This is a genomic window from Parvibaculum sp. MBR-TMA-1.3b-4.2 (assembly GCF_053628815.1).
Genome location: NZ_JBRJHC010000001.1, coordinates 2877935 through 2896006 on the forward strand (window position 1 = coordinate 2877935; position 18072 = coordinate 2896006).

At 60.9% G+C, this 18072-nt stretch carries 16 protein-coding genes; 12 read left to right on the forward strand and 4 right to left on the reverse strand.

From position 1 onward, the window contains the following. Positions 1-47 precede the first annotated feature (47 nt). Complete coding sequence (locus tag ACSSVQ_RS13765; protein ID WP_454183932.1) at positions 48-2063, forward strand: DUF1302 domain-containing protein; 2016 nt, start codon at positions 48-50, stop codon at positions 2061-2063. A gap of 279 nt (positions 2064-2342) precedes the next feature. Then, entirely contained in the window at positions 2343-2675 is a 333-nt protein-coding gene (locus tag ACSSVQ_RS13770; protein WP_454183934.1) for a hypothetical protein, read from the forward strand. Here ACSSVQ_RS13770 and ACSSVQ_RS13775 read toward each other — a convergent pair. Further along, on the reverse strand, positions 2672-3553 hold the full coding sequence (locus ACSSVQ_RS13775) for a metal-dependent hydrolase (RefSeq protein ID WP_454183936.1): 882 nt from the start codon (positions 3551-3553) through the stop codon (positions 2672-2674). The genes ACSSVQ_RS13770 and ACSSVQ_RS13775 overlap by 4 nt on opposite strands. 198 nt (positions 3554-3751) lie before the next feature. Here ACSSVQ_RS13775 and ACSSVQ_RS13780 point away from each other — a divergent pair, with 198 nt between their 5' ends. The 3 genes from ACSSVQ_RS13780 (at position 3752) to ACSSVQ_RS13790 (ending at position 5767) form a co-directional block, all read left to right on the forward strand. Beyond that, the gene (locus ACSSVQ_RS13780; protein ID WP_454184699.1) at positions 3752-4876 is read left to right on the forward strand and encodes an NAD(P)/FAD-dependent oxidoreductase; all 1125 of its coding nucleotides are present in this window, start codon (positions 3752-3754) and stop codon (positions 4874-4876) included. 104 nt (positions 4877-4980) lie between these two features. Further along, complete coding sequence (locus tag ACSSVQ_RS13785; protein WP_454183938.1) at positions 4981-5358, forward strand: VanZ family protein; 378 nt, start codon at positions 4981-4983, stop codon at positions 5356-5358. Positions 5359-5485: 127 nt separating this feature from the next. Continuing rightward, positions 5486-5767: a hypothetical protein gene (locus tag ACSSVQ_RS13790; RefSeq protein WP_454183940.1), complete on the forward strand. Its 282-nt coding sequence runs from the start codon at positions 5486-5488 to the stop codon at positions 5765-5767. On the opposite strand, the gene wbaP is transcribed toward ACSSVQ_RS13790, so the two are convergent. Next, positions 5745-7319 (reverse strand): undecaprenyl-phosphate galactose phosphotransferase WbaP, encoded by a 1575-nt coding sequence (wbaP, locus tag ACSSVQ_RS13795; RefSeq protein ID WP_454183942.1) that lies wholly within the window; start codon positions 7317-7319, stop codon positions 5745-5747. The genes ACSSVQ_RS13790 and wbaP overlap by 23 nt on opposite strands. Before the next feature lie 261 nt (positions 7320-7580). Between wbaP and ACSSVQ_RS13800 the strand changes: the two genes are divergently transcribed. Further along, complete coding sequence (locus ACSSVQ_RS13800) at positions 7581-8297, forward strand: SDR family NAD(P)-dependent oxidoreductase (protein WP_454183944.1); 717 nt, start codon at positions 7581-7583, stop codon at positions 8295-8297. A 7-nt stretch (positions 8298-8304) separates the two neighbouring features. Here the strand turns inward: ACSSVQ_RS13800 and ACSSVQ_RS13805 are convergent, their stop codons facing one another. Beyond that, the gene (locus ACSSVQ_RS13805) at positions 8305-9906 is read right to left on the reverse strand and encodes an ATP-binding protein (RefSeq protein WP_454183946.1); all 1602 of its coding nucleotides are present in this window, start codon (positions 9904-9906) and stop codon (positions 8305-8307) included. Positions 9907-10214: 308 nt separating this feature from the next. Between ACSSVQ_RS13805 and ACSSVQ_RS13810 the strand changes: the two genes are divergently transcribed. Together ACSSVQ_RS13810 and ACSSVQ_RS13815 are read left to right on the forward strand one after the other, a co-directional pair. Then, on the forward strand, positions 10215-11405 hold the full coding sequence (locus tag ACSSVQ_RS13810; protein ID WP_454183948.1) for a lytic murein transglycosylase: 1191 nt from the start codon (positions 10215-10217) through the stop codon (positions 11403-11405). 50 nt (positions 11406-11455) lie between these two features. Further along, positions 11456-12661 (forward strand): hypothetical protein, encoded by a 1206-nt coding sequence (locus ACSSVQ_RS13815; protein ID WP_454183950.1) that lies wholly within the window; start codon positions 11456-11458, stop codon positions 12659-12661. Between the two features lie 42 nt (positions 12662-12703). Here the strand turns inward: ACSSVQ_RS13815 and ACSSVQ_RS13820 are convergent, their stop codons facing one another. Further along, on the reverse strand, positions 12704-13690 hold the full coding sequence (locus ACSSVQ_RS13820; protein ID WP_454183952.1) for an NAD-dependent epimerase/dehydratase family protein: 987 nt from the start codon (positions 13688-13690) through the stop codon (positions 12704-12706). A gap of 333 nt (positions 13691-14023) precedes the next feature. Here ACSSVQ_RS13820 and ACSSVQ_RS13825 point away from each other — a divergent pair, with 333 nt between their 5' ends. From ACSSVQ_RS13825 to ACSSVQ_RS13840, 4 genes are read left to right on the forward strand one after another with little or no spacing between them, the layout of a single operon-like run. Continuing rightward, positions 14024-15442, forward strand: a complete 1419-nt coding sequence (locus ACSSVQ_RS13825; protein WP_454183954.1) for a circularly permuted type 2 ATP-grasp protein — start codon at positions 14024-14026, stop codon at positions 15440-15442. Positions 15443-15464: 22 nt separating this feature from the next. Beyond that, a complete protein-coding gene (locus tag ACSSVQ_RS13830) occupies positions 15465-16406 on the forward strand; it encodes an alpha-E domain-containing protein (protein ID WP_454183956.1) in 942 nt (313 codons plus the stop codon). 36 nt (positions 16407-16442) lie between these two features. After that, entirely contained in the window at positions 16443-17261 is an 819-nt protein-coding gene (locus tag ACSSVQ_RS13835; protein ID WP_454183958.1) for a transglutaminase family protein, read from the forward strand. Positions 17262-17282: 21 nt separating this feature from the next. Continuing rightward, positions 17283-18026 (forward strand): peptidase, encoded by a 744-nt coding sequence (locus ACSSVQ_RS13840; protein WP_454183959.1) that lies wholly within the window; start codon positions 17283-17285, stop codon positions 18024-18026. The last annotated feature ends 46 nt before the right edge of the window (positions 18027-18072 follow it).

An 18072-nucleotide genomic window follows, 5' to 3' on the forward strand; every position in this document is an offset into this window, starting at 1 on the left:
AGTGCGGTCCGTTTTACTCGTACATTCAGGGGAACAAGGGAACGAATATGATCAAGGGGAGGATCAGCCGGACGCTTGCGTTATTGCTGGTGTCGGGAGGGGTCGCCTTCGCTGCAGGGACGGCGCAGGCGGCTCAGATGGAAATCGGCGAGGTGGATTTCAATTTCTCCACCACGCTTTCCGCCGCAGCTAGTGTTCGCACAGGTGCGCAGGACTGCCGCTATATCTCGATTTACAATGGCGGCTGCCTGGGCGCGGCAGGGACGGATTACAGCGTCAACTCCGATGACGGTAATATCAACGTCAAGCAATGGGAGCCGATCTCGACACCTGTCAAAGGCATTTCCGAGGTCGAAGCGCGGTGGCGTAATTACGGCGCCTTCGTACGCGGCAAGGCGTATTACGACTATTATGGCGATCGCTATCTGGGGACCGGCGGCGGCCGGTTCGGGCCTGTGAATGCGCCGACGGATCAGCGTCGTCCGTTGTCGGACGATTTAAGAGGCGATCAGGCCGCCCTTCTTCAGGCCCGCGGGGCTGAACTGCTCGACGCTTTCGTCTATGGCAACTTCGACATTCTCGATCAGCCCCTGACTGTTCGTCTGGGGCGGCAGGTCGTGAACTGGGGTGAGAGCCTCCTTCTGCCGGGTGGCGTGTCCTCCTATCTGCCATTCGATGTGGCCGCGCTTACCAAGCCGGGTCTGGAATTGAAGGAGCTTTATCGGCCGCAGCTTAGCGCCTATGCGAGCCTTGGATTGCCCGCGGGGTTCACTTTCGAGGCCATGTATATCGCGGACTGGACGCGCTCTCGCCTCCCGGCCTGCGGGAGCTTTTTCTCACCCGATGACAGCCTTGTGGACGGGTGTGCCTATGCGCTGGCGGGCGGCGAGGTTTATACGCGGTCGAACGGAACCACCTATGCGCCGTCGACGACCATAGAGCGTATCGCCTCTCAGGAACCACCCAAGCAGGGGCAGTACGGCTTTGCGCTTCGCTATTATGCGGACTGGCTCAATCAGGGAACCGAGCTGGCGGGCTATTTCACCAACTTCCACTCCAATCTGCCTATCGGGACGACCACTGCGTCATTCCCGGCCTCGACCAATCCCGCTTATATCGCGGCGCGGGCGTTCTGTCCGCCCGGTCAGGGGACGCTCAAGGGATCTGGATGTACGGCCGCCTCTCCGGCGACGGACGATAACGGGAATCCGATCACCTATGGTCAGGCCATCTTTGCGCTGTCGGCCGGCGACAACAAGAAGCTGCTGGCGCAGTATCCGGCTGATATCAAGATGTTCGGAACGAGCTTCAACACCACGGTCAATCTCCTGAATGGGACTGCGGTGTCCGGCGAGCTTGCCTATTATCCGAACATGCCTTTCCAGGTCGACCCCAACGAGATCCAGGCGGTCGATGCGGTGAATTTCGGCTATGAGCCGGCGCCGGGGGACGAGCCTTATTATACAGGGCCGCCGGCCGCGCCGGGCGATGTCATACAGGGCTATCGCCGGACCGATGCGCTGCACGGGCAGGTCTATACCCTCTCGACACTGACGACCTCCAACCCGGTGACCTCGTTTTTCGACTCCGACCTGTTGATCCTGATCGGCAATGCGGGGTTCCAATGGGTGCCGGATGCGGGCTCCTATCACCTGGCCATCCCGCGCTCCGGCGAGACGGCCTACAACCCTGGCATTGCGGCAACCTTTGGCGATAAATGTCAGCTCAAATCGAGCGGGGCCTGCTCCATACCGATTCAGTATGCGAGTCAGTTTTCCTGGGGGTACAGGCTGATCGGTGTCCTTCAGTACAACAATGCGTTCGGGACACCCTGGACGCTGTCGCCCAGGCTTGTCTGGAGCCATGACGTGTCGGGCTATTCGGCTGGGCCCATCGGCCCCGGTTTCGTCGAGGGTAAAATATCGACCACGCTCGGGGTGACCGCGGACTATCAGTCCAAATACAAGGTCGGCCTCGACTACACGATGAATTTCGGCAACGAGTACCGAAACAGCAGCAACGACAAGGACTTTATGAGCCTTTCGGCGTCCTACACTTTCTAGGGCCGAGGTGCTCTTTGAATGGAATATGGGGTATCGTCCTCCCGGTTGAACCCCATACCGCTCCCCGCAAGACCCTGTGGCTCTGCCTTCTTGGCCGCAGATGTCTTGCGGGGAGTTTTTGTTTTGCGCTTCTTGTCTTTCGGTTTCTGTCCCCGAATTGGGTGAGGCCGGGAGCGAATGAACACAAAATCTCACACCCGCGCGACAGGTCGCCCGTCAACATGGTGGATGGCGGAAAAGCCGTGTCGCCGGTTTTGTGTTCAGGAGGTCGAGGTCGGTATGCGCAAGCGAACAGTTCTTCTTTTGCCATTGCTTTTGGCGCTGGCAGCATGTGGAGAGCCGTCGGAAAAGGATCTGCAGTCGGCGGTGAAGGAAGACCTTCACACCCGTGCCTTGGCTGCGGGCAGCACGTCGCAGGCCGTGGACGATTTGATGGATGTTCGGGTTGCCAAACATGAATGCCATCCCTTCGAGGATGGCTATCTATGTTCGTTCACGCTGAAAATGCGGACGCCCCTTTTTTCGACGCGACCGGTCGAGGCGGAGCGCTATTTCAAGCGCAAGAGCTGGTTCGGTGGCTGGCGTCTGGAGGGCGGGGACGCGGTCAGTTAGGCCGCCGTCGCGGCGGCGCCTTCTGCGTCGAGCTTCTCGCCCTGGGCGATTTTCCAACGCTCGACCAGTTCGCGATTGTCGTGATCCCAAGGGTGGAAGCTGGGGCGAAACCAGTCGAGATATTCGCCGATCGATTTGCGGACATGGCCGGGCTTGCCGAGCATGTACCAGACCCAGCGGCCCCAGGCGCGCGGGCTCCATTGCAGCCCGTCGGCGCGCAGCAGGAGCCACATATTCACGACGAGCCCGATATTGAAGAACAAGGTGGTCATGAGGATGGCGCGGATGCGGTTCATGTAGAAGCCGACCGGCGAACTCACCGCCTTCAGCGTGTCGAAGGCGACGGCCTTGTGTTCGGTTTCTTCCACGGCGTGCCACATCCAGAGTTCGTAATCCTCCGGCTTGGCCTTTTCCGCCATCTCCGTGTCGCGCAGAAGCTGGTTGGCCAGCATGGCGGTGAAATGTTCCAGCGCGCAGGTCTGGCCGAGTTGCCATTTGAGCGGCAGCCGGCGGCGCGCAATCTTGAGGCCGAACTGGGTAAGGCCCTCGAGCTTGTCCATGGGGTAACCCTGCGCCTGGATACGCTCGTTATAAGCTTTGTGTTCGCGCGAATGGACCGCTTCCTGGCCGACAAAGGCAGAGATTTCTTTCAGGAGCTTCGGATCGGTGATCTTGTCTTTCTGGGCGCGCACGCTGTCGCAGAAAAAGCGTTCGCCATCCGGAAACATGCTGGAGAGCGCATTGTAATGCGCGGTGATGACCGGATCGCCGCCATACCAGTGGTGGTCTTCGCCGCTGGCGAACTGGCGGTTCCTGACCTTGAAGTCCAGCTTGCTGCCGCTCTGGAGGGCAGGAGTGTCGTTCAGTGCAGTGTCCATGATCTTCAGCCGCTCCGCATTCAGGGGTTTGCGCCAGTGACGCTACGTCTGCCTACATCTTTGTAATCAAGGGCCACTCTTCAAGGGCGAGTACAAAACTCGACATTTCAAGGGGTATGCCCGCCATCTCGTCCTCCGCTCTGAAATCGGCTAATCCTGATCCCTCCGGCACTCGGGGGAAGGTGTTTTGTGACCGAGATTTATGAGATCGATACGGCGGTGATCGGCGCAGGCGCGGTAGGGCTCGCCTGTGCCCGCGCGCTGGCCATGACGGGCCGCGAGGTGGTCGTGCTCGAACGCGCAGGCGCGATCGGCACGGAGACCTCCTCGCGCAACAGCGAGGTCATTCATGCGGGGATTTATTATCCGGCCGGGAGCCTGAAGGCGCGCGCCTGTGTGGAGGGACGGCACCTCCTCTATGCCTATCTGGAGGCGCACGGGCTGCCCTATCGTCAATGCGGCAAGTTCATCGTCGCGACCGACGAGGCGCAGGCCGACGCCTTGCCGGGGATCGCGGCCCGGGCGCGAGAGAATGGCGTGGAGGGGATCGAGGAAATCGACGCGGCCCGCGCCCGGCAAGCCGAGCCGCAGCTTTCCTGCCTGGCTGCTTTGCATTCGCCGGTGACGGGCATTCTCGATGCCCATGCCTATATGCTGAGCCTGCAGGGAGAGTTTGAAGATCATGGCGGCGCGATAGCGTTTCACGCCGAGGTGGAGAGCGTTGAAGCAGGCGCGGCTGGGGGCGTCGTTCATGTCGGCGGCGATGCGCCTATGCGGCTTCGCGCGCGCGAGGTCGTAAATGCGGCGGGGCTTCAAGCGCCTGCGCTTGCCCGCCGGATTGAAGGTCTCGATCCCGCTTTCGTGCCGGAGGCGCATTTTGCCAAGGGCAATTACTTTGCGCTGTCGGGCCGGGCGCCCTTTTCGCGGCTCGTCTATCCCGCCCCCGAACAGGCCGGGCTCGGCGTGCATCTGACGCTCGATATGGGCGGGCAGGCGCGCTTCGGGCCGGATGTCGAATGGATCGAGCCGGGCGCGGATGGGACGCTCGATTACAGCGTCGATCCGGCGCGGGGCGATCTCTTCTATGACGCCATCCGGCGCTACTGGCCGGCCCTGCCGGAGGGCATTCTGGTGCCGGCCTATGCGGGCATTCGCCCGAAGATCCAGAAGCCGGGCGAGCCGGCGCGTGATTTCGTGGTTTCAGGGCCGGGCGAGCATGGCGTTGCCGGGCTCGTCAATCTTTTCGGTATCGAAAGCCCCGGCCTGACGGCGTCGCTCTCCCTGGCGGAGAAGGTCATATCCGTGTTGGACGGGGAATCCTGAGAGACGCCATCCTTGCGCCTTTTTTAACCCCGAAGCTTTAGCGTCGGTCGGCACGGATGTCTCATCCGCGGCGGCGGTTTTTCGAGTGTGAGTATAATTTCGCGATGAACAAGCTCTGGTTGCGTGCGATCTGGATAGCGGCCCTCCTTGCAGTGTTGCTGGGCTCTCTCTCGCCTGCGCTCGCGCCGCCTGCCTTCTGGGAACTCGACAAAGCGCTGCATTTCAGCGCCTTTGCCGCGCTGGCCGCCGCTGTTCCCTTTACGGCGAGGCGAACGAGCCGACGGTTGCTGCTCTTGGCCATATTGCTCGGGGTGGGGGCGTCGATCGAAATTCTGCAGTCATTCGTTCCGGGCCGGTCCGCCTCGATCCTGGATTTCGGGGCCGATTTTGCCGGACTCGCCGTCGGCGCGCTGGCGGGGCTGTGGCTCAGCCGCCATTTGCCCGCTTTCATCGGTGCGCGGTTCATGACCTCTGGCGATTGACGCGACGGTCCTGCCGCAGGGCATATCGTCGGCCCTGACGATTGCAATTTTCTACAAACAATCTGCGACGGAAGGCGCGGCGGTGGACGTATTCTTCGTCGCAGCTTGATGTCGACATGGGCCGGAAATGACGGAAATACCCGAGCGCCCGCCGCGTATGGCGTTGAAGATCGGCCGGTTCCGGCTGCCCGTGCCGCGAAGCCGGTCGGGCCGTGTCGGCGCGGGTGTCGGTCTTGTCATTCTGGGCGTTATTCCCGGTCCGCCGGGCCCGGGGGCGATCCCGGTCGGGCTGACATTGCTGACCATGGATCACGCGCCTTCGCGCAGATGGCGCCGCAAGGCGATCGTGCGGGTCGGGCGACGCTGGCAGCGGACCTCGCGGCGGCTCAGCAGGCGCCCTTCCGAGTGATGAGGACGGGCACGGTCTTGAAGAGGATCGCGATGTCGGCCCAGAGCGACCAGTTCTTCACATACCAGGCATCGAGCTGCACGCGGCGCACATAGGTGGTGTTGTTGCGGCCGCTGACCTGCCACAGGCCGGTAATGCCGGGCTTGGCCGCCAGATAATATTCCGCATCCTCGCCATAGCGGCGGACTTCGGCCTGCGTGACGGGGCGGGGCCCGACAAGGCTCATCTCGCCGCGCAGCACGTTCAGGAGCTGGGGCAGTTCGTCGAGGCTCGTCTTGCGCAGGAAGTGACCGATGCGGGTGATACGGGGATCGTGACGCAGCTTCTGGTCGCGGTCCCATTCCGCGCGGGCCTCGGGGTTTTTCTCCAGCAATGCCTTCAGGATCGCATCGCCATCGGTGCGCATGGTGCGGAACTTCAGGCAGTTGAAGTCGCGGCCCTGTTCGCCGACGCGCGTATGGCCGTAAAAAGCCGGTCCGCCGTCGCGGCGGATCAGGGCGCTCAGCACCGCGAAGAAGGGGGCGAGAGCCACCAGGGCCGCAGCGGCCACGGCAAGGTCGAAGCTGCGCTTCACGAAGCGGCTCATCGGACGGGCCAGATTGTCCGCCAGTGTCAGCATGACGAGGTCATGGCTGAAGAAATTGCCGACATCCAGCGACATCGCGCCGATGCCCTTGAGCGGGGGAATGATCGCGAAAGGGATGCGGGCGCGATGGAGTGCGCGCAGCAGCGGGTCGAGATGGACCATTTCTTCCGGCGAAGGGGCCAGCACGACAAAGCGCGCCTGGTACGTCTCGCAGGCCTGCAACAGCGCTTCGGAGAGGTCGCCGCCCGCGCGATAAAGGAAACTCGACGGACGCATGGCGTTGTCTTCATCCATCAGCTCGGCGGTATCGGCCATGCCGGCGATTTCGTAGCCGAGATAGGGTTCCGATTCCAGGACCTGAGCGGCTTCGGCGGCGTTCCGGCCGGTGCCGATGACGAGGACCGGGGCCACCCAGCTGCCATGGCGCTTCAATACGGCGCGCATGCCGATACGTCCCAGCGGGATCATGACGAGCGCCAGCGCCCAGCCCTGCAAAATCCAGAGACGGGAGAAATAGTCCTTGGTGACGAAGAGCAGGAAGCCATCGAGAAGGGCGACGAGGAGCATCGCCTTGGCGACATCCTTCATTTCGCTCCAGAAGGGGGTGCGGCGGGAATAGTGTCCTTTCGCGCTCCACCAGATCAGCGGCAGCAGGATAAGGGCTGCAACCCGTATGAACCGCTCGCTCAGGGCGTCGGCCTGAATGGCTTCGTAGCTGGTGTTCAGAATGTGCTCGTTGACGGAGAGCGCCAGAAAGCCCGCCATGCCCTGAGCGAAAACCAGAGACAACGTGTCGCCCAGTGTCAGCATCAAGCGATCGGAGATCGGCGTGAGCCGTGCGCTCAGCCGGTCGCGACGCGGGCTGTCGCTTTTGCCGTAGGACGCCCCGGCAAGGTCCACGCGCGGGTTGGCCGCAGGCGTGTCGACGGGAGAGATCGGTGTGGCGTTATTCGTTGCGGCAGTCATTGGGGGGCTCGCTTCATGCCTTCAATTCGTTTGCGAAGACATGCGCAAGCCGCGTTCCAGCCCGTTTCGTCCCATAGACGGCAAAAACAGGGTTAACTGGCTCATATCGGGCCATATCCGCCGGGGCTTCCCGGCAGGGGCCGCTCGAAACGAGACAGGAGGTTGCGGCCTGTCTCAGAACCGGACGCGGCGGTGAACCGCGCCGGCGGCCTTTCCGTATTGCGTGGCAGGCGATTTGCCAGGGCCCAAACGGGGAGACGAATGACCGTGGAAGAGGAAATATCCCGGGACAGCGGGCAAGCGGTTGTGATCGGGGCCGGCGGCGGGATCGGTCATTCCCTGCTGGACACTCTCCGAACCAGCGGTGGGTTCAGCCGCGTTATCGGGTTCTCGCGATCCGGCACCCCAGGATTGGACATCCTTTGCGAAAAGAGTATCGCGCAGGCCGCTGCGCAAATTGCCGGGCAGGACGAGCCATTGCGTTGTCTCATCGTTGCGTCGGGGTTTCTGCATGACGAAGGGACGCAGCCGGAAAAATCCTTCCGCGATCTCGACGCGGCGGCGCTGGCGCACAGCATGGCGGTGAACGCGATCGGTCCGGCGATAGTGATGAAGCATTTCCTGCCGCTTTTTCCAAGGCGGGGCCGTGCCGTCTTCGCGGTGCTCTCGGCCCGTGTCGGCAGCATCTCGGACAATCGCCTCGGTGGCTGGTATGGCTACAGGGCATCGAAGGCCGCGTTGAACCAGTTCGTTCGAACGGGGGCGATGGAGCTGGCGCGCCGTTCGCGAGACGCGGTTTGCGTTGCCGTCCATCCGGGGACGGTGGATACGGCCTTGTCTCAACCCTTTGCCAAAAGGGGATTGAAAGTGCACTCACCGGAAGAGGCGGCGGCGAATATTCTGGATGTGCTGGGGCGCGTCGAGCCAAGGGACAGCGGCGGATTTTTCAGTTGGGACGGAAGCGAAATTCCGTTCTGACCGGTTTTCAGCTCGCGGCGCGGCTAGGCTCGGGGGTTTCCACTGCCGCATGGCTTTCTTCTGCGCCGGCATCTTGCGGCAGGTAGACGCTCACGACGGTGCCTTTGCCCGGAGTACTCTCGATTTCCAGATGGCCGCCATGCAATTCGGCCAGGCTTTTGGAGAGCGGGAGACCGATACCCAGCCCGTCATACCGGCGCCGATGTTCCATATCGATCTGACCGAAATGCTCCAGGGCTGCCGGTATCTGTGCCGCGGACATGCCTATCCCGGTATCGCTTACGCGCAGGACCGTCATGCCGCTTTCGTTGCTCAGGCTGAGTTCGACGTTGCCATGAGCGGGGGTGAATTTGATGGCGTTGCTGACCAGGTTGATCAGAATCTGTTTGATGCGCTTCCGGTCTCCATAAGCCGTTACCTGGCCGGATGGCGTGGCGCACGTAAATGTCAGTTGTCCCTTGAGCGCTTGAATGTTCATCATGCGGAAGACATCGTCGACAATCTCCTTGCCGTCGAATTCTTCGGTCGCCAGTTCGAGGTCGCCCGAGGTTGTGCGTACGATGTCCAGGATGTCGGAAATGATGCCCAAAAGGTGCTGGCCGCTCTTGCGAATGTCGCTTGCGTACTCCCGATAGTTGGGGTGTCCAAGCGGGCCGAAGGTCTGGTTCTCCATCAATTCCGCGAAGCCGATCACCGCGTTGAGGGGTGTACGGAGTTCATGGCTTGTCTGAGCGAGGAATGCCGTTTTTGCACGGTTGGCAGCGGAGGCTTCGAGCAAGGCGGCTTTGAGCTTTTCGGACATGCCGCGAAGCTGCTTCTGGGACTCCTCGAGCTGGGAGACATATTTGCGCAGCCTTACCGCCTCTTCCTTGTCACGCAACATCAGGCGTCGGTCGACGAGGGAGATCGTGATGGCGATCATGATGATCGTGGCCGTCGTGATGGCGATGCCAACCGCGATCCAGTCGGCCGGGATTGCGCTTTGGGAAAGGACGATGCTGGGGTCCGGCTCGATGGTCATTGCCGTCATGCCGGTGAAATGCAGCATCATGACGGCGATTGTCAGGACAGCTGCAGCGGACAATCGCCGTGAAAGACTGTTGCCGCTTGTCATGAGCAGCATAGCCGGCACGGAAAAAACGATGGATGCGACGACGGATGCCACGACAAAGCCTGTCGACCATGCAATATGCGCCGCGATGTCCAGACCGCTAATGCCCAGATAGTGCATCGTCGATATCGCAAGCCCCAGGACCACACCCCCAACAGCGATACCCGCACGGGAGGTGCTTTGGCGCAGGGCGATCAGAAAAGCGACCCATGAAAATGCGACGGCGGCGAGCGCGGAGATCAGGGTGCGTTTGATGTCGAAGCCCATCGAGAGGTCCGGCGTGTAGCCGAGAATGGCAACAAAATGCGTGGCCCATGTCCCGCCGCCGACAACGATCGCCGCGCCGCCTATCCATGCATGAATGGTCCAGCCATGTGCATCGCGCACGCGTCCGATCAGGCTTGCCGTGGTCAGGCAGGACAGCAGGCATATGATGGCGGCCAGTAGGACGAAGTCCGGGCTGTGCTCTGTGGCGATGCAGTTTATGACCGAGAACAAAATATACTCCCTGAACACCAGCAAATTGCGCGAGAGGTGTTTAAGCGGGCCTTAAAGAGTCAGCATGGCGGATGAATCTTAAGTAACCTTTGCTCACACAAGGTGAGAGTCGCCTTGCCTGTTTTCTTTTTGGGACAGCGTGATAGCGTTCGCGCCAGGCGGGGTGGTGGCGTTTCGGGTTATCCGAACAGCGAAGAGGCGTGAGAGGACCGAGTTTCCGAATGAAAGACCTGATCCGGACGGGAATGCCTGGGGTGGTTGCCCTGGGAGCGGTTTTCCTGGGTTTTTGGGCTTGCGGAACACCCGCCGTGCAGGCTGCAACGGGCATTTCCGCACCGGTTCCTCTGGTTTCGCCGAGGACGCCGGCCGATCCCGCTTTTACGGCCTGGGTGAAGTCGTTCCGCAAGGAAGCCGTGGCGGCGGGGGTAAAAGCCTCGGTCTACGATCGGGCCATGAGCGGGCTTAACCCCGACCCAGATGTGATCGCGGCGGACCGCAATCAGCCGGAATTCTCAAAACCCGTCTGGGGCTATCTTGAAAGCGCGCTTTCGGACAAGCGCGTGGCCAATGGAAAGGCGATGCTGCGCTCCCATGAAAAGGCGCTTGCCCGTATCGAAAAAGCCTATGGGGTGGACCGCCGGATCGTCGTGGCGATCTGGGGTCTGGAATCGGCTTACGGCCAGTTTACGGGATCGCTCCATGTCCTGCGCTCTCTGGCGACGCTTGGATATGACGGGCGGCGCGAGGCATTCGCCAAGTCGCAGCTCATCGCCGCGCTGAAGATCGTTCAGGCGGGCGACATCGCACCGGAACGCATGATGGGGTCCTGGGCGGGCGCCATGGGGCAGACGCAATTCATTCCCACCACCTATCTCATCCATGCCGTCGACTTCGACGGCGACGGGCGACGCGATATCTGGAACAGCGCCGACGATGCGCTGGCCTCCACCGCTCACCTTCTCTCGCGTTCCGGCTGGAAGACAGGTCAGAGCTGGGGCTATGAGGTGACGCTGCCCAACGGGTTCGACTATGCCGAAGCCGACAGGTCAAACAGGCGCAGCGTCGCACAATGGCGTGCGCTGGGCGTCCGCATGGCCGATGGCGGAGCGTTGCCCGCGGGCGACGACGCTCAATCCGCGGCTATTCTCCTGCCGGCGGGCCACAGGGGCCCCGCCTTTCTTGTTCTGCCGAACTTCAAGGCAATTCTTGCCTACAACAATTCGACCTCATATGCGCTTGCGGTCGGGCTGTTGTCGCAAAGGTTCGCCGGGCAGGGCGAGATCGTGAGGGACTGGCCGAGGGACGAGCGACCGCTGAAGCGCAGCGAACGCGAGGCCTTGCAGCGTGCGCTGACCAACGCCGGATACGATACGAAAGGCGTTGACGGTATCATCGGCTACAACACGCGGCAGGCGATCCGGCGTTACCAGAAGGCCCACGGGCTGCCTGCGGATGGACACCCGAACGAGCGCTTGTTGCGGAAGCTGAATTCGCGTTGATCGGCGAAGAAGACAACACGCTGCGCGATCTGTATCCCCGGTGAAACGCTATGCAAAAGGTGCTGATCCTCGATCCGGAATGTTGCTTTACGCATGGCCATTATTTCCCGACCACCAAATCGCTCCTGGATGCATTCGAGGACAAGACGCGATTTGTGGCCGTGCACCGCAAAGCATCGCTGCTGATCAAATTCGGCGATGACGTAACGGTTTGGAACTGGCCGGATGTCAGAACCCTCAGCCGCCGGATTTTCCGGCAGGTGGAACATACGGCGCATTATCGCTCGGTCGTAAGATCGCGCAATGCAAAAGCGATGCTGGGCTTCGCCCGGCGCGCCCGATTGGGTGCCGAGGACGCGGTGATCTTTCATACCGTCTGGCCGCACCAGGCCGGCAGTCTTGCCATGTTCGCGCAGAAACTCGGGCGCGACGGTCCTGCCATGCATTTCCGTATCATTGGTGAGAGCCCAGCGGAGGGGTTCATCCGGGAATATGAAGCGGGACTTTCTCTCCTGGCGAAAACTGCCCGTAAACTCCCCAATCTTCACCTCTACACCGAAACGTCGGAAATGGGGGCGGAGCTTGAAACTTCGCATGGCTTTCCGCCTGTGACCCAATGGCTCACGCCGATGAATATTCGCGACGGGGCACTCGTCGCCAAGGGAGGCCCGCAAGACTGTTTTGTTGTGGGTATGCTCGGAGGAAAGCGCAAGGAACAGGGCATCGATCTGATTCCCGATATCGTGAGGTCGCTGGCGGAACGCCAGGAGCAGGCAGGTATTGGACGTATTCGTATTCTCCTGCAAAAGCCCGCCGGGCTGGACGACGATTCCAGCGGATCGAATGCGGGAACGCGTTTCATGGAATCTTTGCGGCAGCTCGAGTTGCCTGATTTTCTGGAGGTCGACTTTCTGGACTCGGAGCTGAGTTCGGCAGCATTCGCCGATGCGATCGCGCAGTCACACCTTCTCGTTCTGCCATACGATATTCATTCATACCGAAGCCGTGGTTCGGGCATGATCATCGAAGCCGCGATGTGCGGGACGCCGGTGGTCGTTACCAAAGGCTTTGCGATGGCGGACTGGCAGGAAATCGCAGGGTCTCCAACGGCAAGCAGCGTCGCCGAATATGCTGACGCCATTCTCGCCGTGGCGCGGGATTATGGGCGCTACCGCGATGGGGCGTTTACGGCAGGACAGGCCATGCGACGCGCCATGACGGAGCGCATCGAGCAAATCCGCGCCGGCTCGCATTAAGTCCATGCGAGGTCCGAAACATCGCTTTCGGTGCGCTTTGTTTTATGCCTGGCGTTCGTTTTTTGGCATGTCCCTCAGTGCCACCTCAGCGGTAATCCAGGCATAGATCGATTCAAGGCCTTCCCGAAGCGGCCGCGACGGTGCCCATCCGAGCTTCTCGCGGATCAGGCGATTGTCGGAATTGCGGCCACGCGCGCCTTCAGGACCGGGAACGAAGCGCTTCTCAAGCGTCTTCCCCGAAATGGCGATGTAGATGTCCACAAGGTCGCTGATCGAGATCATTTCTTCGGAACCGATATTGACCGGACCGCTCCAGTCCGAACGCATCAGGCGCAACGTTCCTTCAAGGCATTCATCGATATAGAGGAATGACCGCGTTTGTTTGCCATCGCCCCAGATCTCGATCTCGCCGCCGTTCGGTGTTTCCGCGACTTTGCGGGCCAATGCAGCGGGCGCTTTCTCCCGACCGTTGTTCCAGGCGCAGTTAGGTCCGAATATGTTGTGATAGCGCGCTATACGGACGGCCATGTCGAAATTGCGTGCATAAGCCAGATACAGGCGCTCCGCAAAGAGTTTCTCCCAGCCATATTCGCTGTCCGGGTCGGCGGGGTAGACGCTGTCTTCGGCACAATTGGGATTTGACGGATCGGTCTGGTTTCGCTGCGGATAGATGCAGGCGGATGAGGAGAAGAATATGCGGCGGGACTTGCTGCGGCTGGCTGCTTCCAGAACATTGAGGTTGATCGACGCCGAGTTGTGCATGACCCGGGCGTCGTTGTCGCCCGTGAACAGATATCCGGCGCCCCCCATATCCGCGGCAAGCTGGTAGATTTCGTCGAAAGGCCGGTCGACCGCCTCTGTAATGAAAGAGGGGTCGCGCAGGTCGCCGACAATCAGCTTCCCGATGGAATGATCGAAATATCCATTCGGTTCGATATCGACCGCCCGAACATTGTGCCCCTCATTGATGAGGCGCCGGGTCAGATGGGATCCGATAAATCCGGCAGCGCCGCAGACGAGTATTTCCATCTTTCAGGGTCCAGCTTTTGTTTGCGGCCCTTGGGCAACCCGGAAAATGCCGCGATTTCACGGGCCGCTCGACCGCCTTGGCAGAAAGTCACCCATAGTGGATTTTCGTGAGTTCGCCAACCGAGACGGCATCCACTCCTGCCGGGTTTTGCCTCTTTCAAAAGCGGCCTGCACTTTTCGTTGCCACTCCATTGCCTGGTGAGCGACCAGCTTTGCCTGAAGAATGGAACTTTTGCCAAGGTCATGTGCATGGCATCGCTCTTGCTCTTTCATTGTACGAAGAAATCGGTCTAGGCTTATTGAACTGGCTAAAAGAAGCAAACGGGAGATGTGATGGCGTCTGCCATCTTTGATGAAATGGGAGCTATGGGTGCGGAACCGCGCCCGGCCTACCGTGTCCTGAAGGACTGGCTTGACCAGATCCCTCACGACGTTCTTACCCTTCGCCGGGAAGAGGCGGAGACATTCTTCCGGCGGATCGGCATTACCTTCGCCGTCTATGGCGAGGGCGGCGATCCCGAACGGATCATTCCCTACGATATCATTCCACGCATTCTGGAAGCGGCGGAATGGGAACAGATATCGGCGGGTCTCATCCAGCGGGTGAATGCGCTCAATGCTTTCATTGCCGATATATACGGACCGCAGGAAATTCTGAAAGCCGGGATCGTGCCGTCCGAGCATGTCCTGCTCAACGAGACCTATCGCCATCAGATGCAGGGCGTTCGGTTGCCCTATGATGTCTATACCCATATTGCGGGCATCGACATGGTGCGCGTGGGACCGGAAGAGTTCTACGTGCTGGAGGACAATTGCCGTACGCCTTCCGGTGTCTCCTACATGCTGGAGAACCGGGAAATCAGTATGCGGCTCTTTCCCGATCTCTTCGAGCGCTATCACGTCGCGCCGGTGGACCATTACTGCGACGACCTTCATTACACGCTCGCCTCGGTTGCGCCGCGCAATTGCGAGAGCGAGCCGACCGTCGTGGTGATGACGCCGGGCATCTACAACTCGGCCTATTACGAGCATTCCTTTCTGGCCGACCAGATGGGCGTGGAGCTTGTGGAAGGTCCCGACCTCTATGTGAAGGACGACATCGTCTATATGCGTACCACGCAGGGACCGCGGCGCGTGGACGTGATCTATCGGCGTGTGGATGACGACTTCCTCGACCCGCTGGCCTTCCGCGCGGATTCGGCGCTGGGCGTGCCCGGCATCATGCAGGCCTATCGCGCCGGTAATGTGAACCTTGCCAATGCCGTGGGGGCCGGGATCGCAGACGACAAGGCGATCTACACTTATGTGCCGAAGATGGTGGAGTTCTATCTGGGCGAGAAGCCGATCCTCAAGAATGTGCCGACATGGCGCTGTAGTGAGAAGGACGACCTTGCCTATGTGAAGGAGCATCTGCCCGAGCTTGTCGTGAAGGAGGTTCACGGGTCGGGCGGATACGGCATGCTGGTGGGCCCGAAGGCGACGAAGGAAGAGATCGCGAAATTCGCTCATGCGCTGGAAAAAGAGCCGGAGAAATATATCGCACAGCCCACACTTGCCCTGTCGACCTGTCCGACTTTCGTCGATGAAGGCGTTGCGCCCCGCCATGTCGATTTGAGGCCGTTCATTCTGTCGGGCCGGGAAACCCGGGTCGTGCCGGGCGGGCTGACCCGCGTTGCCATGCGGGAAGGGTCGCTGGTCGTCAATTCAAGTCAGGGCGGCGGCACCAAGGACACATGGGTTTTGAAAAGTTGAAGGGAGGGCCGGGAACGCCGATATGCTGAGCCGTACCGCCGACAATCTCTACTGGATTTCGCGCTATATGGAGCGCGCGGAAAACCTCGCCCGCATCCTGCGCGTCACCGACCGCTTGTCTCTGATGCCGGCTATTGCCGAGTCGGATGGCAATGAATGGCATTCGACCATCGTCGTATCGGGCGTGGAGGACGAGTTCTACGAGCGCTATGACGAGGCGACGCCGGAGAATGTGATCTCCTTTCTGGCTTTCGATCCGGAAAACCCGTCTTCCATCCGCAATTGCCTCGAAACGGCGCGCCGCAATGGCCGCGCGGTGCGCACCGCTCTGACCACGGAACAATGGGAGAGCCTCAATACGACATGGCTCGAGCTGCCGGGCTGGAACGAGAACCGTGTGCGCGGCAGCGGTTTGAACCGCTTCCTCGACTGGGTGAAGGACCGTTCGCTGCTGTTTCACGGTGCTACGGTTGCGACCATGCTACGCCGCGACAGCTATTTCTTTTCCCGGCTGGGAACGTTCATCGAGCGGGCGGACAATACGGCGCGTATCGTCGACGTGAAGTATCATATCCTTCTGCCGGAAGAGGCGGAGGTGGGCGGCGGTATCGACTATTATCAATGGGCCTCCATCCTCCGGGCCGTGTCGGGCTATCGCAGCTACAATTCGGTCTATCGGCAGGGGCTGAAGCCCTGGCTTATCGTCGAGTTCCTGACGCTGCGCGAGGAAATGCCGAGATCTCTTGCAAGCTGCGCACTCGGCATCAAGGAGAGCCTCGACCATCTGGCGGAACAATATGGCCAGCGCCACGAGTGCCATCGTATGGCCGGGCAGATCCATTCCCGGCTTCGCTTCGGCCAGATGGACGATATATTCCGGCAGGGCCTGCATGAGTTTCTGTCCGAGCATATTGAGAACAACAACCGTCTCGCCTATGAGATCAGCCGGGCGTATCTTTTCTAGGCCCCATCAGGACGAATCCAGGATCCGACGCCGGCCATGCGCATCCATCTGCAACATGAAACGACCTATCGCTACGAGTTCGAGGCGTCCTATGCCTTGCAGGCGCTGCGTCTGACGCCACTGGACAATGGTAATCAGAAAATCCTCGACTGGCGGATCGGTACTCAGTGGGGCGCGACCATGACTTATGGTCGCGACGCCTATGGCAATGTGCTGAACATGCTGACCATGGACCGGGCCCATACCGAACTGACGCTGACGCTGACGGGGGAAGTGGAGACGCAGGACGCTCATGGCGTTCTCTCCGAGGTTCCGGAATATTTCCCACCGCTCTTTTATCTCCGTGAAACGGAACTGACCGAGCCGGACGAGGCAATCGAGGCTTTGGCGCAGGCCGCGAAGAAAGGCTCGGACGGCTCACCGCTCGATCTGGGCCACCAGCTGATGGGCGCCGTGCGGGATGCCATCGACTACCAGACCGGCTTGACGGATGTGGCAACCAAGGCGGGCGAGGCTTTGGCGGCGGGCCATGGCGTCTGCCAGGACCATGCGCATGTGTTCATCTCGGCTGCGCGGGTTCTGGGGGTGCCGGCGCGCTATGTCAGCGGCTATCTCTGGGGTGGCGAGGGGGAGGCATACGAGGCTAGCCACGCATGGGCCGAAGCCTATATTGATGGACTTGGCTGGGTTGGATTCGATGTTGCCAACCGGCTCTGCCCGACCGATGCCCATATCCGCGTGGCCTCCGGCCTCGACTATTTCGAGGCGGCCCCGGTGCGGGGCGTTCGGCGCGGCGGCGGGAACGAAACGCTGGAAGTACGCCTTGTCGTGGACGACAAGGTCATCCAGCAATAGGCTGACATCCGGAGACAGAAAATGACCTATTGCGTGGCGCTGCGCCTTAAGGACGGGCTGGTGATGCTGGCCGATACGCGCACCAATGCCGGCGTCGACAATATTTCAACCTTCCGCAAGCTCACCTTGATCGAACATCCGGGCGATCGGGTGATCGGCATCATGACGGCGGGCAATCTGGCCGTCAGCCAGGCGGCAGTGAATATCGCGCTCGAGCAGGGCATCGCCCCTCGACCGGGCGAGGAGGCGATGACGCTTCACACCGTACCGTCCATGGTGCGCGCGGCGCAGCTGATGGGGCAGGCGGTGCGGGAGGTGTACCGGACCGACGGCCCGTCGCTCGAGGCACAGTCCGGCGATTTCAGCGTGTCGATCCTGCTGGCGGGCCAGGTCGGGCAGGGCGAGATGCGGCTTTTTCAGGTCTATTCGGCGGGCAACTATATCGAGGCGACGGAAGACACGCCCTTCCTGCAGATCGGCGAGCACAAATACGGCAAGCCGATCATCGACCGCGCGCTGCATTACGACACGCCGCTCGATGACGGACTGAAACTCGCGCTGATTTCCATGGATTCCACCATGCGCTCCAATCTGTCGGTCGGCATGCCGATCGATCTGATGGTCTATCGGCGGGATACGCTGAAGGTCGCGATGACACGGCGGATTCGGGAGGATGACGAGTATTTCCGTGGGTTGCGCCAGTCCTGGTCGGATGCGCTGACGCAGGCCTACCGGGCCATTCCCGAGCCGGGCTGGGAATTTTAGGGGCAACTAATCCCCGCCCGTTTACGGGGCTTCAGACTGTGTTCGA